Here is a 24,483-nt window from a genome sequence, read left to right as displayed (position 1 = left end):
CCGCCCGCCTCACTGATCACCATCGGCCATCTGAGATCGGAGTGCCCGCTATGAGCAGCAGCCGTATCGAGGTCTGCGTCGTCGGCGCCGGCCCGCGCGGACTGTCCGTGCTGGAGCGGCTGTGCGCCAACGAACGGCGGTCCCCCTCGCATCCGTCGGTGACGGTGCACGTCGTCGACCCGGCCACGCCTGGCGCCGGCGCCGTATGGCGCACCGAACAGTCCCGGCACCTCCTGATGAACACCGTGGCCTCGCAGATAACCGTCTACACCGACGGCAGTTCACAGATCGACGGGCCGGTCGAGCCGGGTCCGAGCCTCCACGACTGGGCCCAGGAGCTGGTCGAGGCCGCCCGGGCCGACGACGGCCGGGACGGCGGGCAGGCCGACGACAGTGAAGGCGGGACGGGAACCATCGAGGCGGCGACCCTCGCCGAGGCCCGTGTGCTGGGACCGGACACCTACCCGACCCGTGCCTTCTACGGCAGCTATCTGGCCGACCGGTTCCGGCACATGGTCGCCCACGCACCCGCCCATGTGACGGTCCATGTGCACCGGTCGCGGGCGGTCGCGATGGCCGACACACACGGCGTGCCCGGCGGGCCGCAGGGCGTCCGGCTGGAGGACGGTACGCGGCTCGACCACCTGGACGCCGTCGTCCTCGCGCTCGGTCACGTCTCGGCCCGCCTCACCCCGCACGAGGAGGGGACGGCGAGTCTCGCCCGTATCCACCACCTCACGTACATCACTCCGGCCAACCCGGCGGACCTCGACCTCAGCGGGATCGAGCCGGGCCGTCCGGTGCTGCTGCGTGGTCTGGGCCTCAACTTCTTCGACCACATGGCGCTGTTCACCGCCGGGCGCGGCGGGACCTTCGACCGGGAGGGCGAGCGCCTGGTGTACCGGCCTTCGGGACAGGAACCGCTGCTCTGCGCGAGTTCGCGTCGCGGCATTCCGTATCAGGCCCGCGGCGAGAACGAGAAGGGCGCCTTCGGACGGTACTTCCCCCGGCTGCTGACCCCGGAGGTGATCGACGGGCTCCGCAGCCGGCCGGCGGACGGCGGCGGGGTCCGCTTCGCCGCGGAGCTGTGGCCGGTCATCTCCCGGGAAGTGGAGAGCGTCTACTACGGCACCCTGCTGGCGGCCCGGGGACGGGCCGCGGACCGCGAGCCCTTCGTCGAGCAGTACCTGGCCCTGCCCCTGGGACAGGATCCGTCGGCGCTGCTGGACGCCTGGCGTATCGGCACGGCCGACCGCTGGAGCTGGGAACGGCTCACCAAGCCCTACGGGGACCGGGTCTTCACCGATCGCGACGGATTCCGGGCCTGGCTGCTGGACTACCTGGCGCACGATGTGCGGCAGGCGAGAGCGGGCAACGTCAGCGGCCCGCTCAAGGCCGCACTGGACGTCCTGCGGGACCTGCGGAACGAGGTACGGCTCGCGGTCGACCACGGGGGCCTGGACGGCGACTCGCACCGGGACGACCTCGAAGGCTGGTACACACCGCTGAACGCCTACCTCTCCATCGGCCCGCCGGCCTCCCGTATCGAGGAGATGGGCGCCCTCATCGAAGCGGGCATCCTGGAGATCACGGGTCCGGGCACCCGTATCCGCATCGACACCGTCGACCCGGCCTTCGTCGCCGACTCCGCTCTCGTGCCGGGCCCTCCGGTGCGGGCCCAGGTGCTGATCGAGGCGCGGTTGCCCGAGCCGGATCTGCGCCGCACCGCCGATCCGCTCCTGCGCCATCTGCTGAACACCGGTCAGTGCACCACCTACCGGATCCCCGGCGGCCGGGGGGGCGGCTACGAGACCGGAGGGCTCGCCGTGACCCCGCGGCCCTACCACGTCCTCGGCCCACAGGGCCACGCCCACCCGCGCCGGTTCGCCTACGGGGTTCCCACCGAGTCCGTGCACTGGGTGACAGCGGCCGGAATCCGGCCGGGAGTGGACTCCGTGACCCTGGCCGACTCCGACGGGATCGCCCGCGCCGTTCTCGCCCTTCCGCCGGTCGCTCATGTCCCGGCCGCGGTACGCCCGGCCGCGACCGACGCCGACCTCCTGGGAGTGATCGTATGAGCGAGGCGTCCGATGCGCTGACCGACGCCGGTCTGCTGTCCCCCGTGCGGGCCGGCACACCTGTCGAAGCGGCAGTCTGCGACCGCGCCTGGCTCCAGGCGATGCTGGACGCGGAAGCGGCCCTGGCCCGTGCGCAGGCCCGGCTGGGAACCCTGCCGGGGCCGGCCGCGGACGCCATCACCCGGGCGGCGCGGGCGGACCGCCTCGATCTGCGGGCTCTGGCCGTCGCGTCCCGCGAGACCGCCAACCCGGTCGTCGGCCTCGTGCGGGCGCTCAGCCGGGCGGTGGCGGCCGACGACCCGGCCGCCGCGGAGTTCGTGCACCGCGGCTCCACCAGCCAGGACATCTTCGACACCGGCGCCATGCTGGTCGCCGCCCGGGCGCTGCGGATCGTACGGGCCGATCTCGCCCGGGTGGCCACGGCCCTGGAAGATCTCGCCCGCCGGCACCGCGACACCGTGCTGGCGGGCCGCACACTGGCCCTGCACGCCGTGCCCACCACGTTCGGCCTGAAGGCGGCGGGCTGGCGGCACCTCGTCCTGGAAGCGGACGCACGGCTCGGCCGGCTTCTCGACGGAGGGCTGCCCGTCGCCCTCGGCGGGGCCGCGGGAACGCTCGCCGGGTACCTGGAGTACGCCCGGATCGACGGCGGCGGCGCGGTCGGAGCCATCGGGCAGCCGGACCCGGGCGGCTACCTCGACCGGCTGCTCGACGCCTTCGCGTCGGAGACGGGACTGGCGCGGCCCGTTGTGCCCTGGCACGCCCTTCGCACCCCGGTCGCCGACCTCGCGGCAGCCCTGGCCTTCACCACCGGGGCGCTGGCCAAGATGGCCGTCGACGTGCAGTCGCTGACCAGAACGGAGGTCGGCGAGGTGGCCGAGCCGACCGCCGCCGGCCGCGGAGGCTCCTCGGCCATGCCGCACAAGCGCAATCCGGTCCTGGCCACGCTGGTACGCAGCGCCGCGCTGCAAGTACCCGTCCTGGCGACGGGACTGACCCAGTGCCTGGTCTCGGAGGACGAGCGGTCCGCCGGTGTCTGGCACGCAGAGTGGCAGTTGCTGCGGGAGTGCCTGCGGCTGACCGGCGGGGCCGCCCACACGGCGGCGGAACTGGCCGGGGGTCTGGAGGTGCGCCCTGAGCGGATGAGGGCGAACCTCGAACTCACCGGGGGCCAGATCGTCTCGGAGCGGATCGCGGCCGTGCTGGCGCCCCGGATCGGGAAAGCGGCGGCTCAGCGGGTACTGAGCGAGGCGTCCACGGCAGCGGTGCGGACCGCCCGGCCGCTGCACGACGTCCTGGCCGGGGCTCCGGAACTGCAAGGACATCTGGGCGTGGCCGAGCTGGCCGAGCTGTGCGATCCGGAGCGCTACACGGGTGCCGCGGCCGCGCTGGTCGACCGCGCGCTGCGCCGGACGATGACCTGAGAGACGGCCGCCGGAGCCTGCCACGGCATGGGCCGGCCCCCGCGCACCGGGGGTAACGCGCGGGGGCCGACCTCTGGCCGCGTTGCGCCGAGGACGGTCGGCGCAACGCGGCGGTTCATGGGGGCCGGTGACCTACCGGGATCACACTCGGGCGGAGTCCCGGCGGCGCGCCCTCAGGCGAGTCGCGCCTTCCTGGACGAGCCCACCGCCACCGCGGTCAGGACGACGAGGGCAGCGCCCAGCCACAGGACACCGGACGTCGAACCGTCCACGACGAACCCTCCGATCAGGGCCCCGAGGGCGATCGACAGGTTGAACATCAGGACGAAGAGGGACGAGGCGGCCTCGTTCGCCTCCGGGGCGGCCTTGAGCATCCAGGTCTGCAGGCTCACCGAGACTCCGCCGTACCCGAGACCCCAGACGACCAGGAGGATGACCCCGCCGACATGTCCGGTGCCGAGGACGGGGATCAGCGCCATGGCGGCCGCCAGCACGATCGCGATGACGAGCAAGGTCCGCCGGACGTGCGTCGCGGCCCGTGAACCGGCCACGAAGTTGCCGACGATGCCCGCCACTCCGTAGACGAGCAGCAGGGAGCTGGTCGTGTTGCCGTCGAAGCCGGAGATGTCCTGGAGGACCGGGCGGACGAACGTGTACGCGAGGAAGTGGCCGGTGATGAGCAGGAAGGTGGCCAGCACACCGATGCGGATCGCCGCGTTCTCGCGGAGGAGTCCGGGCAGTTCCGGAAGAGTGATCGTGCGGGCCGCCGGCAGCGGCGGCACCATGAGCACCAGGCAGACCAGCGCTGCCAGAGCGAGCACCCCGACCGCGGCGAAGGCGGTGCGCCAGCCGCTCAGGTCGCCGAGCAGGGTGCCGGTGGGCACCCCCAGGACGGAGGCGGTCGACACACCGCCGAAGATGACCGACATGGCCCGGGGGACGTGTTTCTCGGGCACCAGCCGCAGGGCGAGACCACCCGCGATGGCCCAGAAGCCGCCGACGCTCACGCCGATGAGGAAGCGGGCGATGAGCAGGGTGGCGAAGTTCGGGGTGAAGGCCGAGGCCAGGTTGGCCGCGCCGACCAGGCCGATCAGTACCGCCAGGACCAGCCGGCGGTCCACCCGGCCGGCGCCCACGGTGATCAGCGGCGCCGACACCGCGGCCACCAGACCGGGCACCGTGACCATCAGTCCGGCCGTCCCCTCGGAGACGTTCAGCTCGGATCCGACGGGAGTGAGCAGGCCGACCGGCAGCAGTTCGGACGTCATCAGGGAGAAGATTCCCAGGGTGACGGCGGAAACGGCCAGCCACCCCCGCAGCGGTGACCGGCCCGTACCGGTGGTCGGCGTCGGGGTTTCGAGGGCCGTCATGCCCTGCCCCCGATCCGGTGCCGCAGCGGTCGCGGGTCCGCCGCCCGCCAGGGCAACGCCTCGCGCCCACCGATGAGTTCCGGACGATCGGTCATGGTTCAACCCCTTGAGTATCAGGATAAAAATGTTCAGGATCGCCCTGTGCGTCCGCCCCGCCGGCGCGTGGGGCCCGTAGACGCTCAGACGCCGGCGTCGGCCAACCAGCGCCGCACCCGGGCCGGCACACCGGGGGCGGTGCGCTCTGCCGTCGCCTTGATGTCGGCGAGGGTCTGCCCGGCCAGCTCACGCCTCCAGATGAGCCCGGCCCGGCGCATGGCGTGCGAAACGGTGCACGGCGCGCGGCAGTTGTCCGGCATTCCGGCGCCGGGCCCCCGCTGCCGGATCTCGGCCAGGTTGAGGCAGCTGTGCAGCGCCCATTCCACGCCCTCCCGCATCCCCATATCGTGGATATTAAATGTCTTGGATATCAGGGTGCAACCCCAACGGCCTTGTCCCCGGGCGAAGATGCTCAGGGGCGCGGCAGCAGGCCGGAGCCCAGTTCGGTCTCCAGCCGGTTCAGGTCACGCTCGTGGCCGTGGGCCGCGATGTGTCCGTCCGGACGGACGAGGTAGTAGCCCGGCCTCCCGCAGCCGGCGTCGGCCGCGAGGTCCCCGTGCGACAGCCGCACGACGCGCACCAGCGGCCACCGGGCGACCAGATGCCCGATCTCGGTCAGCCAGGCGGCGCTGTCCTGAGGCGCGGTGACGGCGACGGACCAGGCCGACGGGTCCACGTCCGGGCCCGAGATGCCGAGGGCGACCGCCCGTTCCCGGGGGAAGACCGCGCCGACCTTCAGACCGCCGGGAAGGCGGGTCCGAGGCGGGCAGCCCGACCGGCGCGCCGGGTACTGGGTGTCACGGGCGGGCGCGTAGGCGAGGCGCCGGCCGGCCATCACCGGTGCGTACAGCCGCGACACCGCGCCGGACCGGTCGAGCAGCCGGAAGGCGGCGTCGCGGGCCCGTATGCGCACCTGGCCGTCGGCCATCCAGGCCCTGGTCTGGAGGTCGGTGTCACGGACGATGCGGCGGGTCGCCTCGGAGCGTTCCGGGCCGTAGGTCAGGAGCAGCGAGCCCGGCGCCCGGCCGTGGATCACCGAGGCGAGTTTCCAGCCGAGGTTGTTGGCGTCCTGGAGACCGTTGTTCATGCCCTGGCCGCCTGCCGGACTGTGCACGTGGGCCGCGTCGCCCATGAGGAAGACGCGTCCGCGCCGGAAGTCGGTGGCGTGCCGGGCGTGGACCCGGAAGACCGTCTGCCAGACCGGTTCGGTGATCCGCACCCCGCGCGGCCCTCTTTCGTCGAGGATCTTCTGCATCATCGGCACGCTCACCTCCCGGCCGCCGGGCATGACGGACAGGAACCGGAAGACACCGTCCGGCATCGGCACGATCACCAGCGTCCCCGCCGGGGACTGGTAGTAGCGGATCTCGTCCGGCGGCAGGTCGCCCTCGATGCGTGTGTCGATCAGGGCGAAGGCCATCTCGTACGTGCTGCCCTCGAAGCCGACCCCGAGCTGACCCCGCACGGAGCTGCCCGCTCCGTCGGCACCGATGACGAACGGCGCCCGGACGCGTTCCACTGCCCCGTCGGCATGCTCCAGTACGGCGGTGACACCGTCCGTGGCCCCGATGTCCCCGGAGTGGTCGATGTCGTCCAGGGCCAGCAGCCGTACCCCGCGCTCGGGTTTGCCGCCGAGGGTCTCCAGCCTTCCGGTGAGGGCCTGTTCGGTCTCGTACTGCGGGAGGATCCGGGACGCCAGGTCCTCGGAGAATCCGAAGGAGGCGAGCGGCCGGCGGTCGGAGAAATAGCTGAAGGCGTCGATCCGCGTGGAGTTCCGCCGGATCTCCTCGCGCAGTCCCACGTCCTCCAGGATGTCGAGGGCGCGCGGCCACAGTGACAGGGCCTTCGGAGCCCGCACGGGCTGCGGCGCCCGGTCGATGACGCGCACCCGCACCCCGCGCCGCAGGAGCTCACAGGCCGCCATCAGCCCGCTCGGCCCGGCACCGACCACGAGCACGTCGAAGTCCGGTGCGGGGGCCCGGCCGTCGGCCCCGGTCCTCTGCTGTGTCACGATGCCCGGCCCTCCTGCCCGCGCAGCCGCTGCGACAGTTCGATGCGCTTGATCTTCATGGTGGCCGTACGGGGCAGCTCCGCCAGGGGCAGCTGGACCGGATCTGCCATCGGCGCGAGGTCGGCCACCGCGGCCCGCCAGCGCTCGGCGTGCAGCGGGCGGTCGTTCCTGGTGCACACGACCGGGACGGGCTCCTGGTGCGGGCCCGCGACGACGACGAGTTCGGTCAGTTCCTCCAGCCGGCCCAGCACGGTGTCCTCGACCGCAAGGGTGCTGTGGATGGTCGGGATGACGTCGACCTCACGGTCCAGCAGATGCAGGCAGCCGAACGCGGAGCGGTACCCGACGTCACCGCCGCGCCACCAGCTGCCGTGCACCTGCTGGTCGAAGCGCTCCCGCTCCCCGAAGTAGGTCAGGGCGCGGCCGCCGGTGCTGACCTCGATGTAACCCGGGTTCTCCCGGGACGGTTTGGCGCCGTTGCGGCTCACCAGCCGGAAGTTCGTCACGCCGGGCATGGCGAACCCCAGGCAGCGGCCGTCGGCACGGTGCGCGTTCTTCCGGGTGTAGCCGCGGCCCACCAGCGGGCCGCACTCGCTCTGGCCGTAGATCTGGAAGAACAGCGGGGCTCGGCGCTCCGAGGCCCGCAGCAGCCGGTCCATGGTGCTCGGGTGGATGGCGTCGAACGTGCTGCTGAAATAGCGGACGTTGGCGAGCGGTTTGCGCGGGTGGTCGACGAGTTCTTCCCACTCCATGAAGGAATTCGGATGGGTCTCGATGAACCCGGGCCGTGTTTCGGCGAACAGCTCCGCGACTTGGGCGGGCTCCGAGTCGTTCATGATGACCAGCGGCATGGCCCGCGGCAGGAGCACGGCCAGCGCCAGGTACATCCGGGAATGCACGTACGACACGTGGATGGCCACGGTCTCGCGCCGGCGGACGAGCGACGCGAGCCGCTCCTGCGGGCGGAACCTGCCGCGCAGGGAGCGCGCGGAGTGAACGACGAGCTTCGGCAGCCCGGTGGTGCCGGAGGTGTGCGTCATCAGCGCGGGCTGGTCGGGGTGGAGCAGCACAGGCCGCTGCCGCGGGGCTCCGGCCAGCCCGGCCAGCGAGACGGCGCCCGGCCGGGAGCCGGTGGTGACGATGATGCGGTCGGTCAGGCCGGCCAGCGGAACGGCGGACAGCGTCCCGTCCAGCTTCGTTCCGTCCGTGAGCAGATGCGGCTGGTCCAGCCGTTCGAGCAGTGCGGCGACGCTCTCGCCCTCCAGAGCCGGTGACAGCATGACCGGCACGGCGCCGATACGGGCGGCCGCCGTTGCCAGCACGTAGATGTCGAATCCGGGGCGCATATGGACCGCGACGTGTTCGCTGGGCCGGACCCCGGCGGCCCACAGGCGGCCCGCCATGTCGTCGACGTGCTCGGCGAGTTCGGCGACGGTCAGCATGCGCCCGACGCCGGGGAGGGTGTCCATGTCGTGGTCGAGTGTGATCAGTGTGCCGCCATTCGTCGCGGCGGCCGACTGGGGCACCGTTCCGAGATAGAGGCCGTTGTTCCTGGAAGGTATCCGTAACATCAGGATGTCCTCACGACTGCGGCTGCAAGGGTGGGTTGAGGTCTGGAGAAGATGACATCCCCGGCGCGGGCCCGCGTACAGGAACCGGCGCGGAGTCCGTCATCTGAGCGGATCGGGACGTGTCATCGGCCCGTCCGGGACCGCGTCCGCGCTCTCACGCGCTCAGCACCTCCGCGGTGAGCCGTTCCAGGATGCGTACACCGTCCTGGGTGAGCAGGGACTCGGCGTGGAACTGCATCGAGGCGAAGTGGGCGCCGCGCAGGCCGTACACCTCACCGGTGCCGGCGTCGCGGCTCACCTCCACGATCCCCGCTCCGCCACAGTCCACCTTGTCCTGGGAGGCGACGGCGGCGAAGGTGTTGTAGAAGCCGACCCGCTCCCGGAGGCCGAAGAAATCGATCTCGCGCTGCACGCCCTGGTTCGGGGTGCCGCGGCGGACCACCTCGAAGCCGAGCTCGCGGCTGAGGACCTGATGGCTGAGACAGACCGCGAGAAAGGGGCGCCGCTCGGCGAGCAGGGTCCGTATCGCCGCCCGCAGGTGTGCGATCTTGGGATGGCCGCTGTCGTGCGGGGAACCCGGGCCCGGCCCCATGATGACCAGGTCCCAGCCGTCGAAGCCGTACGGCTCGTCGAACCGCCGCACTGTCACGGCGAGCCCCACCGAGCGCAGCTGGTGGGCGAGCATCGCGGTGAAGGTGTCCTCCGCGTCGATGACGAGCACCTTGCGGCCCGGGCCGGGGAGCGCGTCGTTCTCTCCGCCCGGGGCGGGTCCGCGGACGTGGGGCGCCTGCCCGTCGGCGAGCCAGAAGCCGGAGATGGTCGCGTTGCGTTCCGCCAGCGCCGCCCTCACCCGGGGGTGCGACGCCAGAGTCACCGGCGCGTCGGCCTCCAGCGCCGAGAGCAGCCCGGCGGCCTTGGCCCGGGTCTCCGCGACCTCGGAAGCCGGGTCGGAGTGGCGGACGAGCGTCGCGCCGACGCTGATTCCCACCCGGCCGTCCTGGCCGATGTCGGCGGTGCGGATGAGGATCGCGGAGTCGAGGGCGCGGGCGCCGCTGCCGTCCTGCCCGATGAGCGCCACGACGCCGCTGTAGTAGCCGCGCCCCTGCGGCTCGTACGTGTGGATGACCCGGCAGGCGTTCTCCAGCGGGCTTCCGGTGACCGTGGGGGCGAACATCGTCTCGCGCAGAATCTCGCGCGGATCCCTGCTGCTGCGGCCCTCGATGAGGTACTCGGTGTGCGCGAGGCGCGCCATCTCCTTGAGACGGGGGCCGGTCACCCGGCCGCCCTCCGGGCAGATCCGGGCCATCATCTTCAGTTCCTCGTCGACGACCATGTAGAGCTCGTCGGCCTCCTTGCGGTCGGAGAGGAACTCCATCACGCCGGGCAGGGTGGGCCCCGACGGCGGATAGCGGTAGGTGCCGCTGATGGGGTTCATCAGGGCGGTCCCGTCGCGCAGGCTGACATGGCACTCCGGCGTGGCACCGACGAACGTACGCGTCCCGGTGTGGACGATGAACGTCCAGTACGCGCCGGACTCCCCCACCAGCAGCCGCCGGAAGAGGGTGAGCGCGCTGCGCGGCGCATAGCCGGTGATGTCGGCGACGAACGTGCGCTTGAGGACGAAGTTGGCCCCCGCGCCCTGGCCGATCTCGTCGGCGATCACCCGGCGGACGGTGGCCGCGTAGGTGTCGTCGTCGACGTCGAAGTGCCCGTCGGACAGCTCCATGGCGGTGTCCGGAATCCGGGCCAGCGCCTCGTTGACCGGAGCGGTCGTCTGGTCGACGACGGTCATGGCGATCAGCGGTGCGCCGTCGTCGGTGCAGACGAAGCCGCGCTCGGCGATCTGCCGGTAGGGGACGAGGACCAGCATCTCGTGGTGGGGAGCGCCCGGCCCGGCGGGCGCCTGCGGCAGCGGGATCTCCGCGAGCGTGGCGGGCGTCGAGACCTCACCGAGCAGGACGTCCAGCGTTCCCCGGCCCGTCGCCCCGGGACGGTGGAGCAGCGCGAAAGGCGGCGGCCGGTGGGTCAGCACCTGCCCGAGCAGGTCGGGGCGGTCCGGGGGCAGGGGCGCGCGCTCTCGGGTTCCGGTCACAGCAGGATTTCCTTGGTCGTGACCGCCATCGCACAGCGGCTCGCCGCGTATTCGACGGCCTGTCGGTGCTGCTCCGCGGAGAAGTCGGCGACGGCGTCCGCGACGAGGAAGGCCTGGATGTCGTTGGTGAACGCGTCGACGGCGGTCATCAGCACACCGACGTGCGCGTACACGCCACAGATGATCAGTTGGTCGCGGCCGGCCTGGCGCATGTGCTTCAGCAGGTCGGAGCGGAAGAAGGCGCTGTAGCGCCACTTGGTGAACACCCAGTCGCCGGGGACAGGGGCCAGCGGCTCGACGACCGCCCGGTCGGCGGGGGCGGTGCGCATGCCCGGCCCCCAGAAGTCGGCGAGCAGGCCGCGCTGGTCCTCGGTCATCCCGCCGGGCTGCGCCGTGTAGGCCACCGGGATACCGAGCGCCGCACAGCGGTCGCGCAGCGCCGCCGCGTTGCGGACGAGCTCGTCGCGCAAGGTGGCGGGCAGGGGCTGCAGGAAATAGCGCTGCATGTCGTGGATGAGCAGGACGGCCCGCTCCGGGGCGACGGTCCACCGGGCGACGTTGGCGGGCAGCTCGGTCGACGTGGGCATCGGGTACGGCTCGATACGGGGAATGCCGGGCACGATCCTCCTCCGCTGGTTGGAGTCACTGGGATGGTCAGACACCGAGTGCGGCACCCCCGTCGACCGTCAGGTCGTGCAGGGTGATGTGCGAGGACCGGTCCGAGAGGAGGAAGACGACCGCGTCGGCGATGTCCGAGGGACGTGCCACCCTGCCGAGCGGGATGCCCACGCGGAAGGCTTCGGGCCGGCCCTCGATGGTGCCCTTCGGCCCGCTCTCGTCGTGCCACATCGAGGTGAGCATCGGGGTGTCGGTCGACCCGGGCGCGACCACGTTGCAGCGGATGCCGTGCCGCGCCAGTTCCAGGCCGAGGCTCTTGGTGAACATGGACGCCGCCGCCTTGGACGCGGCGTACGCGGCCATGTCCGTGCGGGGGGTGCCGGCCGCGTTCGAGGCGACGGTGACGATGCCTCCGCGCGAGCGGGGGACCATCCGGTTGGCGACCGCACGGCACACGTGGAAGACACCGGTGGTGTTGACCGCGAACGTCGATGCCCAGTCCTCGTCGGTGAGGCGCCGGGCCTCCCCCAGGCGCAGCACCCCGGCCGCGTTGACGAGGTAGTCCACGGGCCCCAGCTCAGACTCGACCCGCTCGACCGTCGATTCGACGTCCGGGGCGCGCGTCACGTCGCAGGGAAACGCGTCCACCCGCAGACCGTCCGTGACCGAATCACCCACCGTCCGCCGGAGGCGGTCGCCGTCCCGGTCGACGGCGGCGACCCGCACACCACGCTCTCCCAGTGCCCGGACCACGGCTTCACCGATACCGCCGGCTGCCCCCGTGACGAGGGCGATCTTTCTCTCCATGCGTCGGACCTCCTGTGATGGCGTGCGTGCTGACGCGGTCTGTACGGCGGCGGGCTGGTCAGCCGGCCTGGAACCCCCGCTTGAGGGCGGCAGCGATCCCGGCGACCCGGCGGGCCTGGAACTCCATGGCCGCGAGGTTCTCCTCGCTGACGTTGCCCGGCCGATTGCCGGAAACGCTGCTGACGCCGTACGGGTTGCCGTTGCCCGGCGTGGACAGGACCGGGTCCACGGCGCCTGTCGGAACGATGATCGCGCCCCAGTGGTAATAGGTGTTGTTCAGCGCGAGGATGGTGCTCTCCTGCCCGCTGTGCCCGGCTGCCGTGGAGGTGAACGAGGAGACGACCTTGTTCACCAGCCTGCCCCCGAGGGACAGCCCCACGGTGGTGTCGAGGAAATGCTTGAGCTGTGCGGCGGGGAGGCCGAAGCGGGTGGGGGTGCCGAAGAGGATCGCGTCCGCCCACTCCAGGTCGTCCAGGGCGGCCAGGGGGATGTCACGGGTCGACTCCAGATGTGCCGCCCAGGCGTCGTTCCCGGCCACCCGCGACTGCGGGAACACTTCCGCGACCCGGCGCAGACGTACCTCGGCGCCCGCCTTCTTCGCGGAGACAGCCGCCGCGTCGGCCAGCCGGTGCACGTTCCCGGTTGACGAGTAATAGACCACAGCGACGTTCAACATGGCGCTTCCCCTCGGTGGATGAACGAGACGTACGGGGACCCGGCCGGCCGGGAGGCGCAGGCCCGCTTCGCAGTGCCCCGATCCTGTGACGTGGACGAAGCACCCGCCAAGGCCCGCCGACGCAATCCGTCAAGTGGCGGGTACTCCATCAGGTTCCGGCGCGGACGCAGCCGGATGCCGGGTACCGGGCACCCGCAGGAGTACCCAACACGCCTTGGCTGCCGCGCTGTTCGGCCCCTCTTGTGCGGTGCGCCGTCCGGCGGGGTGGCCCGGCGACACTTCCGGGCGTCCAGGGAGTGCCCCCGCCACCGTGACGACGGCCCGGTTCACACCTCCCACCATCGTTCAACAAACTGTTGACTCCGTCAGGTCGCCTGCGTAGGTTCCGAGGGGCTGCACAAAGGGGAACGCAGCTGCGAGAACATGGCAAAGGGAGCATCGTGTCGCAGATCAGGGTGGGGTCCGACGCGCTCGCCGTGCTGGAGTTACTGGCCGGCGAAGCACCGGTGGAGCAGGTGGAAGCACTGGTGACGCGAGCCCTTGAGGAAGGTGTCGCCGAAGCGGAGCGGGATGTGCTGACGCGGGCCAGGGGGCTGGCTCTGCGGATCCACGCGCAGTCGGGGCGGCGTCAGCAGCGGGAGATGGGACTGTCCGCCCTCGTCGACACCGCACGCGAGCTCGCCGCGTCACAGGAACTGGATGCCGTCCTCAAAGTCGTCACACGCCGGGCCCGGCTGCTGCTCGGCCTGGACATGGCCTTCATCAGCTTTCCGGCCGAGGAGCAGGGGTTCGTACACGTCCGCAGCTCCGACGGTCACACCTCGACCAGCACGGTGGGCCTGCGGCTGCTGGCCGACGCGGGGCCGGTCGGTGAGGCCCTCGTCAACTCCGCCCCGTTCTGGACGCCCGACTACCCCGCCGACAAACGGTTCCGCCACCACCCGGCCTTCGACGAAGTGGTCGAGGCCGAGGCCCTGCGCGCGCTGGTGGCGGTGCCGCTGAGCCTGGGCGCCCGCCCGGTCGGCGCCCTCTACGTCGCCGACCGGAACGTGCGCCACTTCAGCGCCGACGAGATCTCGCTCATGAGCTCCCTTGGCGACCTCGCGGGCGCGGCCATCGAGAGCGCGCGGCTGCTCGACGCGGCCACGGCCGCGGTCGCGGCGCTGGAGGGGCCCGCCCTGCGTCGGGAGCGCGAACTGAGCGAGACGCAGAGCCTGTTCACCGGACTGGTGCTGAACGGCGGAGGTCCGCAGCCCCTCGTCGCGGAGCTGGCCCGCCGGCTGGACGGCGCGGTGCGGGTGCACGCGCTGGACGGCACGCTCCTCACCACCGCAGGTGAGCCGCCGGACACGGGCGGGACCGCTCGCCCTCCTGCCACGTCCGAGGCGCGGGCCGCCGGTGCACCGGTCGCGCTGGCCGATGGCTCGTGGGCCGCACCGATCGTCGCGGGCGAGGAGCACCTCGGCACCCTGCTCACTTTCCCGGGACAGCGGTTCACCGAGTTCGACGAACGGTTACTCGGTCTCGGCGCACGGTTCACCGCCATCGCGCTGCTCCTGGAGGCAGGCCGGAGCGCCGGTGTCCACGGCCGGATCCGGCACAGTCTGCTGGACGAACTCCTGGGGCTCGCCGGGCGCCCGCCCCATCTTCTGGAGGCACGCGCCCGTCGCTGCGGGATCGACCTGGACGAACCGCATCTCGTGGTCATCGCCCGCCCCGAGAGGTCGTTCGGGAGCGAGCTGGGCTCCTGGGCGGCCTCGTACACGCAGCGCATGAACGGCCTCATGAGCCTGCGCAAGGACTGCGCTGTTCTCCTTCTCGCGGGCAACGACGCGGGAGCCGCGGCCCGGGCCGTCCATGACGAGCTGTCCCAAGTGCTCGACCAGCGCGTGACGGTGGCCGCGGCGGGGCCGGCGACCGGAGCCCGGTCGGTCACCGGCACCCACCAGGAGGCCCAGCGCTGCGTCGACGCCATGACCGCCGTCGGAGCCGTCGGCCGCGCCGCCTCCCCCCGCGAACTGGGCGGTCTCGGCGTACTCCTGTCGGGCAGCCACGACGTCGGCGCGTTCATCGACGCCACGATCGGACCGGTGGCCGACTACGACCGTCAGCGCCTCACCGAACTCGTCCCCACACTGGAGGCGTACTTCGACACGGGCGCCAGCCCGACGTACGCGGCCGAACGCCTTCACGTGCATCCCAACACGGTCACCCGCCGCCTGGAGCGCATCGGCGAGCTGCTGGGGTCCGGCTGGCAGCAGCCGGAGCGGGCGTTCGAGGTACAACTGGCCCTGCGTCTCTCCCGTATCCGCCACGTCCTGCGGGGCGGGGGGCCGCCGTCGGCCGGCGCCGTCCTCGGGAGCCCGGACGTCTGGCGCCCGCCGCGGCGTCGCCCGCGCGACGTCACGAAGCCCGGGACTCCCGCTCTGGCGAGCCGGCCACGGCGGTGATCGCATGGGCGGCCGAGGCGAGGGTGATGTGCCGGTGCCAGCCGCCGAAGGAGCGCCCCGCATAGTCCCGGACCCCCACCTGATCGGCGATCTCGGCGCAGTCGCGGTCGACGCGGCCGATGAGCTTGCTCAGCCGCAGCAGGGCGCCGGGCTGGGCGTCGGTCAGGTCCGTGAGCCACAGCCCCGTGGGCCAGCGGCCGCTGTCCCGCCACTCACCGAGCAGCAACAGACCGCGCCGGTCGGCGGCTTGCTCCGGAGACCCGAAGCGGGACGGGCGCACGGGCAGGCCGACCCGCAGGGCCGCCACCAGGCTCGTCCGCGTCACCGCCTCCGGTCCGTGGTCGGTCCAGACGGCCTGACGCCGCAACTCCCTCGCCACACCCATGATCTGGTGTGCCGGAAGCTCGCTGCGACGGGCCGGCGGGGTGGCGTCCGCCGCGGTCAGCAGCTGAGTGCCGCTCACCCTGATCAGGAACGGCAGGCCGACGGTGCGCAGTTGCCGGACCGTGGTGGCGGCCTCTGCCTCGCGGGCGTCCAGCACCACCGGAAGACGGGGCAGCCCCTGGCCCGCCACCAGTTCCCGGCACGCTTCGATCGCGCACTCGCCCAGCGTCTCCTCCGGACTGAGTGATTCGGGAATCGAAGCCCGGATCCTGCGCTGCCCGTCGTCGAGCCACGCCCCGGACAGGTGCAGCCGCCAGTTGACCGGGCTGCTCATCCGGTCGGACGCCGCCCAGACTCCGAAGGCCTGCTGGGCATTGAGGACCTGACCGAAGGCGGGGAAGTACCGCCGGTCGACTCCGACGGAGTGCTCTCCGGCCTTCGGAATGATCATCGGTCGCACCACCCACGCACTGGGCAGCGCGACCCGGGCCAGGTACTGGGCCAGCCGCCCGCGCACCTCCGCCCAGTCCCACGTGGAACCGCTGACGAAGTGGTGCAGTCCCTGCTCGGTGGTCGCCCCGCCGGTGAGTGCGGCCATGTTCCGGATCGATTTGCGCCCCTCGGCCGCCAGGAGGCCGCGTACGTACTCCACTCCCCGTCTGCGCTGGTCCCGCCGCGGCAGGGACGCGAAGAGCACCGAGCACAGTTCGGTGAGCACTTCCTCCTGGGCCCCGGCATGGACGGACGCGTGCACCTGTCTCTGTACGTCTTGCGCGCACAGGGCAACACCAGACATTGATCTCCCCCACCTTCTCGCGCACGGGACAACCGTGCTCGACGCTGTTTCTCAACGGTGCGGGGTACTGTCGAGTAGCGCATAGGTATTCAGAACACACTGCTGGGGCCCGGTCCGGTGACTTGGTCACCGCCGCGCGGCGGCACCCCGGGACGACAGCGGAGGGGTGCGGTCCGAATGTGGTCCGGCCACCGGGCGCAGCGGCCCGCGAGGCGCGTGGTGCCGGGATCTCAGATGTCGCCGTAGGCCTCGGCGCCGAGCTCCAGGGACGCCGCCCCCGCCGTGCTGTCGGCGAGCCAGGCCCGGAAGCCCGCGACCTCCGCGTCGGGCAGTCCGATCCCGATCGTCACCGACTCCGCGTAGCGGACCTCGCGGACGACTCGGCCGGTGGCCCGCAGGTCGTTCTCCAGCTTGCCCGCGCGCTGGTGATCGACGGTGACCGTGGCCAGCCGGTAGCGCTGTCTGACGATGGTGCCCAGCGTGTCCAGGGCCTCACCGACGGCTCCGCCGTAGGCCCGGATCAGCCCGCCGGCTCCCAGCTTCACGCCGCCGTAGTAGCGGGTGACGACGGCTACGGCGTACCGCACCTCGCGTCGCAGCAGCATCTGGAGCATCGGCACACCGGCGGTCCCGCCGGGCTCACCGTCGTCGCCGGCCCGCTGCACGGAGGCGTCGGCGCCGATGACGTACGCGAAGCAGTGGTGGGACGCACCGGGGTGCTCCCTGCGGACGCGTGCGAGGAAGGCCTGCGCCTCCTCCTCGGTCGCGGCGGGCGCCAGTGCGCAGAGGAAGCGCGATCGGTTGATCTCGGTCTCGTGCACACCCTCGCGGGCGACTGTCCGGTACTGGTCCTGCATCGGGCCAGCCTATGCGGACCTGCGGGAACAGTCCCGGCCGGTACTCCGTTGTCCAGTCATGTACGCAGACAAGGACACCATCCGCAGGATCCTCACCACGACCGGCGACACCTGGGCGGTGGTGGGTCTGTCGAGCAACAGAGGGCGGGCGGCGTACGGCGTGGCAGGGGTGCTCCAGCGCTTCGGCAAGCGCATCGTGCCGGTCCATCCGAAGGCGGAGACGGTCCACGGCGAGCAGGGGTACGCGTCGCTCGCCGACATCCCGTTCCCGGTCGACGTCGTCGACGTCTTCGTCAACAGCGATCTGGCGGGTGCGGTCGCGGACGAGGCGGTGGCCGTCGGGGCCAAGGCCGTCTGGTTCCAGCTCGGGGTGGTCGACGAGGCGGCGTACGGGCGGGTCCGGGAGGCCGGCCGCGACATGGTCATGGACCGCTGCCCGGCCATAGAGATCCCCGCTCTGGGCGTACCGATGGGCTGACCGGCGCGCGCCGGGGCCGGAAGCGGCCCCGGCCGCCTCAGCCGCCCAGGCCCTCGATGACGACCGCTCCCGGCAGCCCGGCGAACGTCTTCCCGGGAACGATCAGCTTGCCCCTGCGGCTGCCACTGCCGACCAGCACCCATTCCAGGTCCACCACGGCGGAGTCCACGAGCAGCGGCCAGGCGGCGGGCAGTCCGAGCGGGGTGATCCCGCCGTGTTCCATGCCGGTCTCACCGGTGGCCGTGTCCATGGGCGCGAAGGACGCCTTGCGTGCGCCGAGTTGCTTGCGGACGGCGCCGTTCACATCGAGGCGGGTGCGGGAGAGCACCAGGCAGGCGGCGAGTGAGGTCTCTCCGCCGCGCTTGCCCGCGACGACGACGCAGTTCGCCGAGACGTCGAGCAGCTCCGGCCCGTAGTGCGCCACGAAGGCGGCGGTGTCGGCGATGTCCGGGTCGCTGTCCACGTAGATCAGGTCCTGGGCGGGGACGTCCCCCGCCCACTGCCGCACCGCGTCCGCGACCGGTGCGGTGAGCAGGTCCAGGCAGTCCCGGGCGTGGCGGACATCGTCGAAAGTACCGATGGGAGCGCGCATACGGGCCACGCTAACAGCCGCCGCCCACGCTCCGGTTGACGGCCGCCGCACACCCGCCCGGTGCGGCGCCCCCGGAAGGGCAGGCCGTCCCGCCGCGGACTATGGGCGCTGCCGGGCGACCGGTGGGATGGAGACAGCCATCGTCATCTCGACCGTCTCCGTGCCCTCATTTCGGTAGGCGTGCGGCACAGTGGCCTCGAAGGTCGCCGAAGCCCCGGCTGACGCCGGCCCGCGCCGCCAGCGCGTCGAGCGTGAAACCCCGCTCGCCCCGCCAGCGCTTGAGGTTCCGGGCGAGCGACTGGGTGAGCTGGTCGAAGTCCGACACATTCAGTCCATTATTCTGGATGACGGTCGGCGGGCTCCTCACCCGGCGGATTCCCGCCCTGACAGTGGTCGTCGTCTCACAGACGGTGGCCGTGGTGGTGCTCGGCTCGGTCGTGGTGGCCACCGGCGGCTGGAGCGAGTTCGGCCCGCAGCTCTGGTTCGCCGTGGCGGCCGGCGTGGTGGGGCCGGTGGCGATGCTCAGCTTCTACAAGGCCCTCGCACTCGGTCCAATGGGCGTGGTGTCACCGCTCGGCTCGCTCGGTGTCGTCGTCCCGGCCGGTGTCGGCCTGGCGCTCGGTGAACGGCCCGGCATCCCGCAGGTCGCCGGGATCGCGGTGGCCGTCACGGGCGTGGTGCTCGCGGGCGGACCCGAGCTGCGGGGAGCACCGGTGCAGCGGCGGGCGGTCGTACTGACGCTGATCGCCGCCCTGGGCTTCGGAACGGAGATGTCCCTGATCGCCGAGGCGTCCACCACCGTCACCGGCCTCTTCCTCGCCCTGTTCGTGCAGCGCGTCGCCAATGTCACGGTCAGCGGGACGTCCCTGTACGTATCGGTGCGGCGCGGGGCACGGGCACTGCCCGAGGGCGGCGGGGCGGGGCTGGTCCTGCGGTCGATGCCGGCCCTCGCCTTCGTCGGCCTCGCCGATGTGGCGGCCAACGGCACCTACTCGCTCGCCGCGCATTCGGGGCCGGTCACCGTCGCCGCCGTCCTCGCCTCCCTCTACCCGGTGATCACGGCGCTGGCCGCATTCGGATTCCTGAAGGAGCGGCTGCGTGCGGTGCAGGCAGCCGGAGCCGGGCTGGCGCTGGTGGGAACGGTGCTGCTCGCGACCGGTTGACGGGAGAGCACCAGAGCCGTCCGCCTTCTGGAAATCGCCGGCGCGCAGGACCGGGCGCGCGAGCGGTCAGGAAGCGTCCGGCTCCAGGCTGCCGAGGGCGAGCAGCTGTTCCGGGGTGACGCCCTCCGGGATGGGGACGGGAGCGGGCGTACGCAGCGGGGGCTGCCACCCGTTCTCCGCGTCCCAGCTCCGTACGATCCGCGCCGGCGCTCCGGCGACCACCGAGTGGTCGGGCACCTCACCGCGTACGACCGCACCCGCGGCGACCACGACATTGCGGCCGAGCCGGGCGCCCGGCAGGATCACCGCCCCCGTACCGAGCCAGCACCCGGGACCGATCACGACGGGTTCGGTCCGCGGCCACTGCTTGCCGACGGGCTCGTGCGGATCGTCGTAACTGTGGTTCGTGGACGTGATGTAGACGTACGGGCCGCAGTAGGTGTCCGATCCGACGGTGACCCTGGTATCGGCGATGACATGGCTGCCGCGCCCGAGCACCACACCGTCGCCCAGCGTCAGGATCGGCTCGGGACCGAGGTCCAGATCGGGCATCATCCCTGCGGTGAGCGTGACCTGTTCACCGATGACGCAGTGGTCGCCCAGCTCGATCCAGGGCTCACCGAAGACGGCGCCCTGCGGAAAGGCGAGCCTCGTCCCGGCGCCGATCCGGCGGAAGCGCAGCTTCCCGGGCCGCTCGGCCGTCACCGCGCCCGTGCGCTGCACCCAGCGCCACCCGGAGTGCAGTGCACGGGATGTCAGCGAGGAGAACGTGTTTCTGTTCCGGGCCACTCCCACACCGTACTCAGCGGGCCGGGCGCCGATCAGAGGGGCGGGCTGTGATCTTCGCCCCAGCGTCGCTTACGGTGCCGGAGGGCGCGGCGCGCACCACACGGAGCAATTCCCGGGTCCCGGTAGCACGGGCAGCGATGCGGGAAGCAAGGAGACAGCAGTGTCGGAGCAGTCCTTGATCAGCGGTGTCGGCGGCCGGGAGCCGGTGGTCGACCCGCGGTCCTTCACGGCGCCGACGTCCGTCGTCGTCGGCGATGTGACGCTGGCCGCCGGTTCCAGCGTCTGGTACCACACGGTGCTGCGGGCCGACTGCGGGCCGATCGTGATCGGCGCGGACAGCAACATCCAGGACAACTGCACGGTCCATGTCGACCCCGGGTTCCCGGTCACGGTCGGCGAGCGGGTGTCGGTCGGCCACAACGCGGTACTGCACGGGTGCACGGTCGAGGACGACGTACTGGTCGGGATGGGCGCCACGGTCCTCAACGGCGCGCACATCGGCGCCGGTTCACTGATCGCCGCGCAGGCTCTCGTCCCCCAGGGCATGCGGGTGCCGCCGGGGTCGCTGGTCGCGGGGGTCCCGGCGAAGGTCAAGCGCGAGCTGACCGATGAGGAGCGTGAAGGCATCAAGCTCAACGCGGCGATGTACCTGGAGCTGGTGAAGGGGCACCGCGAGGTCGGCTGAGCCCACCGCGTCCGGATGGCGGGGCCCGGTCGGCCGAGGCTAGCCTGGAGGCGCGCCCGCGCCGTGCGCGGGCGCCCTGCGACCAGGAGACGGATGTCCATGGGTGCGGACCGCACAGGGGGCCGGCCGTACGGCCCGGTCCCGGGCCGTACGGCGCCGCTGCCCGCCGCACGGCGGGCACGGCGGGCACGGCGGGCACGGCGGCACGGTCCGCTGCTCGGCCCGTGGCCGGTACTGGCGGTGGTGTCCCTCGGCGGCGCCACCGGGGCGTCCGCCCGGTACGGCGCCGCACTGCTCTGGCCCACCGCGGCCGGCGGTTTCCCCTGGACGACGCTGCTGGTGAACGTCGTGGGGTGCGCCCTGATCGGGGTGTTCATGGTCGTGATCACCGATGTGTGGGCGGCGCACCGGCTGGTGCGCCCGTTCTTCGGCACCGGCGTGCTCGGCGGGTTCACCACGTTCTCCACCTGCGCGGTGGACGTCCAGCGGCTGGTGGACGGCGGCCATGCCCGTACCGGCCTGGCGTATCTCGGATTGACACTGCTCGCGGCCCTCGCGGCGGTGTGGAGCGCGGTGTGGGTGACACACCGCGCAGTCGCGTGGAGGCAGACATGACCGGGCCGAGCGGCACCGCCGCCCTGCGGGCGACCGTCTTCGTCGGGGAATCCGACCTCTGGCACCACAAGCCCGTGTACGCGGAGATCGTGCACCGGGCGCACCGCGCGGGGCTGGCAGGCGCGAGTGTCTTCCGCGGCATCGAGGGCTTCGGCGCCTCCGCACTGATCCACACCCAGCGGCTGCTGTCGCTGAGCGAGGACCTGCCGGTGGCCGTGGTGATCGTGGACACCGCCGACCGGGTCCGGGCGTTCCTGCCCCAGCTCGACGAGCTGATCACCGAGGGCATGGTGACCCTCGAAGACTGCGAGGTCATCCACTACCCGGACCGGTGAGGACGTGCAGCCGGACCGCTGAGCCGCCCCCGTCCGCGACCGGGTGCGGGCCCGCCCGCCGGGCAGGGCCTATTCGGCGGGCACCGAGTCCGGCGTCTCGGCAGCAGCCGCTTCGGCCTTCGCGTGCGCCTTCTTCGCCCGGTTCTTGATGACGAGCATCGAGGCCACCCCGAGCACGGCGGCCGCGGCCAGGCCCGCGTACGAGAAGTTCTTGAACCACGACTCGGCGACGACGCCCACGTAGTACACGGCGGCGGTCGTGCCGCCGGCCCAGAGGATGCCGCCGAGCATGTTGGCGATGAGGAACTTCCAGTACGGCATGTGCAGTACGCCGGCCAGTGGTCCCGCGAAGATACGGAGCAGGGCGATGAAACGGCCGAAGAAGACCGCCCACATGCCCCACTTCTCGAAGGACCGCTCCGCCATGGCGATGTTGGCCCCGCTGAAGTGTCCGGGGAATTTGCGGCCGAGCCAGGCGATCAGCGGGCGGCCGCCCTTGCGCCCGATGGCGTATCCGATCGAGTCGCCCACGACGGCGCCCGCCGAGGCGCAGATGCCCAGCACGAGCGGGTCGATGTGGCCCTGCTGCGAGGCCAGCAGCGCGGCGCTGACCAGAACGATCTCGCCCGGGAGCGGAATCCCGAGGCTCTCCACCCCGATGACCACCCCGACCAGGAGATAGATGCTTACCGCCGGAATCGTCTCCAGCCACGCCTGGATGTGCAACGCCGGCCCCTGCCCTTCGAAGTACCCGTGTCTGCCGGGGGGCGCGCCCCCCGCGCCGCCTGCCGGAAGCCTACCCGCTCGCCCGGCAACGGTCGCGGACAGCGGAAGGCGCCCCCGCCGGGGCGCCTTCCCGGTCCCTCAGCATCTGCGCGGCAGCGGACCGGGCAGGGCAGGTCCGCGGACCGTCAGCCGCCGCCGGTCAGCGGTCAGGAGTTGGGGCGCAGCGTCCAGACCACCGTCATCTCACCGGTGACCGCCTCGTCCGCGCGCCGGATCGCGATGTGGACCGGGAACTCGGGGCGCTCCCCGGCGTCCAGCTCCGCCACCACGTCGGCCACCGGCCGGCCCAGCGTGGCGGTCGCGGTGACGTCGCCCATCGCGAGCTTCTTGTAGTCGATCTCGGCGCGGACCGCGAGCGGCACGGCACGCGTCATCTGGTCGCCGAAGGCGGCGATGACGATCGCACCGCTCGCCGATTCCGCGAGCGTGAACATCGCGCCCGCGTGCGGTCCGCCGACGTGGTTGTGGAAGTCGGCCTGGTCCGGCAGCCGGACGACGGCACGCTCCGGCGTCGTCTCGATGAAGTCGAGGTGGAGGGTCCTGGCCATGGGCACGGTGGCAGCGAGCAGCTCACCTGCGGACATCTGATCTGCGGTCATGGAACGGGAGGTTACCCGCGAGTAGGTCGGCTTGGCCATCCCGGTCGGGGGCGGACGTAGCGACGTGCCCCTGTCACCTCTATGGTTACTCGCCATGTGGCCAGGACAGCAGCCGCCCGGGGGCGAGCAGAACCCGCAGGACCAGAATCATCCGAATCCCTATCAGCAGCCGGGGTACCAGCAGCCGAACCCTTATCAGCAGGGACAACCTCAGCCAGGACCTCCGCAGCAGGGACCCCCGCAGGGTTACCAGCAGCCCAACCCGTACCAGCAGCCGACGGCACCGCAGTACGCGGTGGGAACGCCGCCCGGCGCACCCCGATCGCCCGAGGACAAGAAGAAGACGACGATCATCGCGATCATCTCCGCGACGGCGGTCGTCGCCGCCGCGGTGATCACCGGTGTGGTCGTGTTCAAGGACGACGGCGGCCAGGGCGGCACGGTCCAGGCCGGCCCGAAGTCGCCGTCCGCGTCCGCACCCTCGAAGCAGCGGGACACGCCGCCCGCGGCCAACCCGCGGGCCGGGGGCGGGGCCGTCAAGCCGGTCATCGCCGGGTGGAAGGTCGTCGTGAACCCGAAGTGGGGTACGGCCTTCGACGTGCCGCCCGAGTGGGAAGTGGCGGCGTCGGGCACGTTCAGCGGCTTCGAGGACGACAAGGGCAAGACCCTGATCGGCCAGTCGGCGCCCGCGTTCTACAAGTCCAAGTGGTGCACGGACGACTCCGACAAGGACGGCTACACCGAGGACACCGGACTCGGAGGGGCGGGGACCAAGGGGGCGGACGGCGCCAAGGACACCAAGGAGGTCGCCGAGAACCAGGTTCCCTGGTGGGTCTACGGCGCGTACACCCAGCCGAACAAGAAGCTGGTGAAGACCTCCAAGTCGAAGCCCTACACGACCAAGTCCGGGGTCACGGGCAGCCTCGCCCGCGCCTGGGCGACCGGGGTGCCGAAGAAGTCCAAGTGCACCACCGACGGCCAGGCCATCACCTTCGGCTTCAAGAACTCCGCGGGCGACTTCGTGGCGTTCTCCCTCTACAACAGCACGGGCGTCCCCGGGGCGATCCCCCAGGCGACGGTCGACAAGATCCTCAGCACCGTGCGGCTGGCGGGCAAGCCCAGCGGCGGGACCGACGACTGAGGTTCGATTCCTGATGGAATCCGGCTTAAATCGACCGATTGCGACTGGTTTTCTCCGAATCGGTATCGCC

The 24,483-nt window shown here is 71.9% G+C and carries 23 protein-coding genes and 1 pseudogene; 9 read left to right on the top strand and 15 right to left on the bottom strand.

Annotation, left to right across the window (positions count from 1 at the left end; translation table 11 throughout):
• The first annotated feature begins 50 nt into the window (after window positions 1-50).
• Window positions 51-2,078 (top strand): FAD/NAD(P)-binding protein, encoded by a 2,028-nt coding sequence (locus tag OG285_RS33070; RefSeq protein WP_371793151.1) that lies wholly within the window; start codon window positions 51-53, stop codon window positions 2,076-2,078.
• Window positions 2,075-3,502 carry an adenylosuccinate lyase family protein gene (locus tag OG285_RS33065; protein WP_356832326.1) on the top strand — a complete coding sequence of 476 codons (1,428 nt, stop codon included), beginning with the start codon at window positions 2,075-2,077 and terminating at the stop codon, window positions 3,500-3,502. Before OG285_RS33070 ends, OG285_RS33065 begins: the two co-directional genes overlap by 4 nt.
• 173 nt (window positions 3,503-3,675) lie before the next feature.
• Here the strand turns inward: OG285_RS33065 and OG285_RS33060 are convergent, their stop codons facing one another.
• The 8 genes from OG285_RS33060 to wrbA all read right to left on the bottom strand — a co-directional run bounded on the left by OG285_RS33060 (window position 3,676) and on the right by wrbA (window position 12,743).
• The gene (locus tag OG285_RS33060; protein ID WP_371793150.1) at window positions 3,676-4,872 is read right to left on the bottom strand and encodes an MFS transporter; all 1,197 of its coding nucleotides are present in this window, start codon (window positions 4,870-4,872) and stop codon (window positions 3,676-3,678) included.
• Window positions 4,873-5,051: 179 nt separating this feature from the next.
• The gene (locus OG285_RS33055; RefSeq protein ID WP_371793149.1) at window positions 5,052-5,306 is read right to left on the bottom strand and encodes a hypothetical protein; all 255 of its coding nucleotides are present in this window, start codon (window positions 5,304-5,306) and stop codon (window positions 5,052-5,054) included.
• A gap of 74 nt (window positions 5,307-5,380) precedes the next feature.
• On the bottom strand, window positions 5,381-6,979 hold the full coding sequence (locus OG285_RS33050; RefSeq protein WP_371793148.1) for an FAD-dependent monooxygenase: 1,599 nt from the start codon (window positions 6,977-6,979) through the stop codon (window positions 5,381-5,383).
• Window positions 6,976-8,550, bottom strand: coding sequence for an AMP-binding protein (locus tag OG285_RS33045; RefSeq protein WP_356832333.1), 1,575 nt, complete (start codon window positions 8,548-8,550; stop codon window positions 6,976-6,978). The genes OG285_RS33050 and OG285_RS33045 overlap by 4 nt, the downstream gene beginning before the upstream one ends.
• Before the next feature lie 154 nt (window positions 8,551-8,704).
• The gene (locus tag OG285_RS33040) at window positions 8,705-10,642 is read right to left on the bottom strand and encodes an anthranilate synthase family protein (protein ID WP_371793147.1); all 1,938 of its coding nucleotides are present in this window, start codon (window positions 10,640-10,642) and stop codon (window positions 8,705-8,707) included.
• Window positions 10,639-11,262, bottom strand: a complete 624-nt coding sequence (locus tag OG285_RS33035; protein WP_356832337.1) for an isochorismatase family protein — start codon at window positions 11,260-11,262, stop codon at window positions 10,639-10,641. Before OG285_RS33035 ends, OG285_RS33040 begins: the two co-directional genes overlap by 4 nt.
• A gap of 34 nt (window positions 11,263-11,296) precedes the next feature.
• Entirely contained in the window at window positions 11,297-12,067 is a 771-nt protein-coding gene (locus OG285_RS33030; protein WP_371793146.1) for a 2,3-dihydro-2,3-dihydroxybenzoate dehydrogenase, read from the bottom strand.
• Window positions 12,068-12,125: 58 nt separating this feature from the next.
• Window positions 12,126-12,743 (bottom strand): NAD(P)H:quinone oxidoreductase, encoded by a 618-nt coding sequence (gene wrbA / locus OG285_RS33025; protein ID WP_356832341.1) that lies wholly within the window; start codon window positions 12,741-12,743, stop codon window positions 12,126-12,128.
• A gap of 440 nt (window positions 12,744-13,183) precedes the next feature.
• Between wrbA and OG285_RS33020 the strand changes: the two genes are divergently transcribed.
• A complete protein-coding gene (locus OG285_RS33020) occupies window positions 13,184-15,193 on the top strand; it encodes a helix-turn-helix domain-containing protein (protein ID WP_371793145.1) in 2,010 nt (669 codons plus the stop codon).
• On the opposite strand, the gene OG285_RS33015 is transcribed toward OG285_RS33020, so the two are convergent.
• Both OG285_RS33015 and OG285_RS33010 read right to left on the bottom strand, forming a co-directional pair.
• Window positions 15,147-16,373: a transposase gene (locus OG285_RS33015; protein ID WP_356832345.1), complete on the bottom strand. Its 1,227-nt coding sequence runs from the start codon at window positions 16,371-16,373 to the stop codon at window positions 15,147-15,149. The genes OG285_RS33020 and OG285_RS33015 overlap by 47 nt on opposite strands.
• 230 nt (window positions 16,374-16,603) lie before the next feature.
• A complete protein-coding gene (locus OG285_RS33010) occupies window positions 16,604-17,230 on the bottom strand; it encodes a YigZ family protein (protein ID WP_356832347.1) in 627 nt (208 codons plus the stop codon).
• Between the two features lie 58 nt (window positions 17,231-17,288).
• Here OG285_RS33010 and OG285_RS33005 point away from each other — a divergent pair, with 58 nt between their 5' ends.
• Entirely contained in the window at window positions 17,289-17,708 is a 420-nt protein-coding gene (locus OG285_RS33005; protein ID WP_356832349.1) for a CoA-binding protein, read from the top strand.
• 37 nt (window positions 17,709-17,745) lie between these two features.
• On the opposite strand, the gene OG285_RS33000 is transcribed toward OG285_RS33005, so the two are convergent.
• The gene (locus tag OG285_RS33000; protein WP_371793144.1) at window positions 17,746-18,300 is read right to left on the bottom strand and encodes a YbaK/EbsC family protein; all 555 of its coding nucleotides are present in this window, start codon (window positions 18,298-18,300) and stop codon (window positions 17,746-17,748) included.
• Window positions 18,301-18,511: 211 nt separating this feature from the next.
• A pseudogene (locus OG285_RS32995) lies at window positions 18,512-18,625 on the bottom strand (transcriptional regulator); the annotation flags it as partial.
• Window positions 18,626-18,644: 19 nt separating this feature from the next.
• Here OG285_RS32995 and OG285_RS32990 point away from each other — a divergent pair.
• Window positions 18,645-19,463, top strand: coding sequence for an EamA family transporter (locus tag OG285_RS32990; RefSeq protein ID WP_371793143.1), 819 nt, complete (start codon window positions 18,645-18,647; stop codon window positions 19,461-19,463).
• 66 nt (window positions 19,464-19,529) lie between these two features.
• Here OG285_RS32990 and OG285_RS32985 read toward each other — a convergent pair whose 3' ends face one another.
• Complete coding sequence (locus tag OG285_RS32985; RefSeq protein ID WP_371793142.1) at window positions 19,530-20,252, bottom strand: acyltransferase; 723 nt, start codon at window positions 20,250-20,252, stop codon at window positions 19,530-19,532.
• 160 nt (window positions 20,253-20,412) lie between these two features.
• Between OG285_RS32985 and OG285_RS32980 the strand changes: the two genes are divergently transcribed.
• The 3 genes from OG285_RS32980 (at window position 20,413) to OG285_RS32970 (ending at window position 21,887) form a co-directional block, all read left to right on the top strand.
• Window positions 20,413-20,937 carry a gamma carbonic anhydrase family protein gene (locus OG285_RS32980; protein ID WP_371793141.1) on the top strand — a complete coding sequence of 175 codons (525 nt, stop codon included), beginning with the start codon at window positions 20,413-20,415 and terminating at the stop codon, window positions 20,935-20,937.
• Window positions 20,938-21,036: 99 nt separating this feature from the next.
• Window positions 21,037-21,552 carry a CrcB family protein gene (locus tag OG285_RS32975; RefSeq protein ID WP_371793140.1) on the top strand — a complete coding sequence of 172 codons (516 nt, stop codon included), beginning with the start codon at window positions 21,037-21,039 and terminating at the stop codon, window positions 21,550-21,552.
• Window positions 21,549-21,887: a DUF190 domain-containing protein gene (locus OG285_RS32970; protein WP_371793139.1), complete on the top strand. Its 339-nt coding sequence runs from the start codon at window positions 21,549-21,551 to the stop codon at window positions 21,885-21,887. The genes OG285_RS32975 and OG285_RS32970 overlap by 4 nt, the downstream gene beginning before the upstream one ends.
• A gap of 69 nt (window positions 21,888-21,956) precedes the next feature.
• Here OG285_RS32970 and OG285_RS32965 read toward each other — a convergent pair whose 3' ends face one another.
• On the bottom strand, window positions 21,957-22,613 hold the full coding sequence (locus tag OG285_RS32965) for a DedA family protein (RefSeq protein WP_356832364.1): 657 nt from the start codon (window positions 22,611-22,613) through the stop codon (window positions 21,957-21,959).
• Between the two features lie 206 nt (window positions 22,614-22,819).
• Window positions 22,820-23,257, bottom strand: a complete 438-nt coding sequence (locus OG285_RS32960) for a DUF4442 domain-containing protein (RefSeq protein WP_356832490.1) — start codon at window positions 23,255-23,257, stop codon at window positions 22,820-22,822.
• Between the two features lie 109 nt (window positions 23,258-23,366).
• Between OG285_RS32960 and OG285_RS32955 the strand changes: the two genes are divergently transcribed.
• Window positions 23,367-24,413 carry a hypothetical protein gene (locus OG285_RS32955; protein ID WP_371793138.1) on the top strand — a complete coding sequence of 349 codons (1,047 nt, stop codon included), beginning with the start codon at window positions 23,367-23,369 and terminating at the stop codon, window positions 24,411-24,413.
• Window positions 24,414-24,483: the final 70 nt, after the last annotated feature.

The sequence above is a fragment of the Streptomyces sp. NBC_01471 genome (assembly GCF_041438865.1).
GTDB lineage: Bacteria > Actinomycetota > Actinomycetes > Streptomycetales > Streptomycetaceae > Streptomyces.
Note: the sequence above shows the minus strand (reverse complement) of the source record. Positions and strands in the feature narration are given on the sequence as shown.

Coding starts and splice junctions, on each gene's coding strand:
- OG285_RS33070 (WP_371793151.1), top strand. CDS start 51: ATGAGCAGCAGCCGTATCGAGGTCTGCGTCGTCGGCGCCGGCCCGCGC.
- OG285_RS33065 (WP_356832326.1), top strand. CDS start 2,075: ATGAGCGAGGCGTCCGATGCGCTGACCGACGCCGGTCTGCTGTCCCCC.
- OG285_RS33060 (WP_371793150.1), bottom strand. CDS start 4,872: ATGACGGCCCTCGAAACCCCGACGCCGACCACCGGTACGGGCCGGTCA.
- OG285_RS33055 (WP_371793149.1), bottom strand. CDS start 5,306: ATGCGGGAGGGCGTGGAATGGGCGCTGCACAGCTGCCTCAACCTGGCC.
- OG285_RS33045 (WP_356832333.1), bottom strand. CDS start 8,550: ATGTTACGGATACCTTCCAGGAACAACGGCCTCTATCTCGGAACGGTG.
- OG285_RS33030 (WP_371793146.1), bottom strand. CDS start 12,067: ATGGAGAGAAAGATCGCCCTCGTCACGGGGGCAGCCGGCGGTATCGGT.
- wrbA (WP_356832341.1), bottom strand. CDS start 12,743: ATGTTGAACGTCGCTGTGGTCTATTACTCGTCAACCGGGAACGTGCAC.
- OG285_RS33015 (WP_356832345.1), bottom strand. CDS start 16,373: ATGTCTGGTGTTGCCCTGTGCGCGCAAGACGTACAGAGACAGGTGCAC.
- OG285_RS33010 (WP_356832347.1), bottom strand. CDS start 17,230: ATGCAGGACCAGTACCGGACAGTCGCCCGCGAGGGTGTGCACGAGACC.
- OG285_RS33005 (WP_356832349.1), top strand. CDS start 17,289: ATGTACGCAGACAAGGACACCATCCGCAGGATCCTCACCACGACCGGC.
- OG285_RS33000 (WP_371793144.1), bottom strand. CDS start 18,300: ATGCGCGCTCCCATCGGTACTTTCGACGATGTCCGCCACGCCCGGGAC.
- OG285_RS32990 (WP_371793143.1), top strand. CDS start 18,645: ATGACGGTCGGCGGGCTCCTCACCCGGCGGATTCCCGCCCTGACAGTG.
- OG285_RS32975 (WP_371793140.1), top strand. CDS start 21,037: ATGGGTGCGGACCGCACAGGGGGCCGGCCGTACGGCCCGGTCCCGGGC.
- OG285_RS32970 (WP_371793139.1), top strand. CDS start 21,549: ATGACCGGGCCGAGCGGCACCGCCGCCCTGCGGGCGACCGTCTTCGTC.
- OG285_RS32960 (WP_356832490.1), bottom strand. CDS start 23,257: ATGTCCGCAGGTGAGCTGCTCGCTGCCACCGTGCCCATGGCCAGGACC.
- OG285_RS32955 (WP_371793138.1), top strand. CDS start 23,367: ATGTGGCCAGGACAGCAGCCGCCCGGGGGCGAGCAGAACCCGCAGGAC.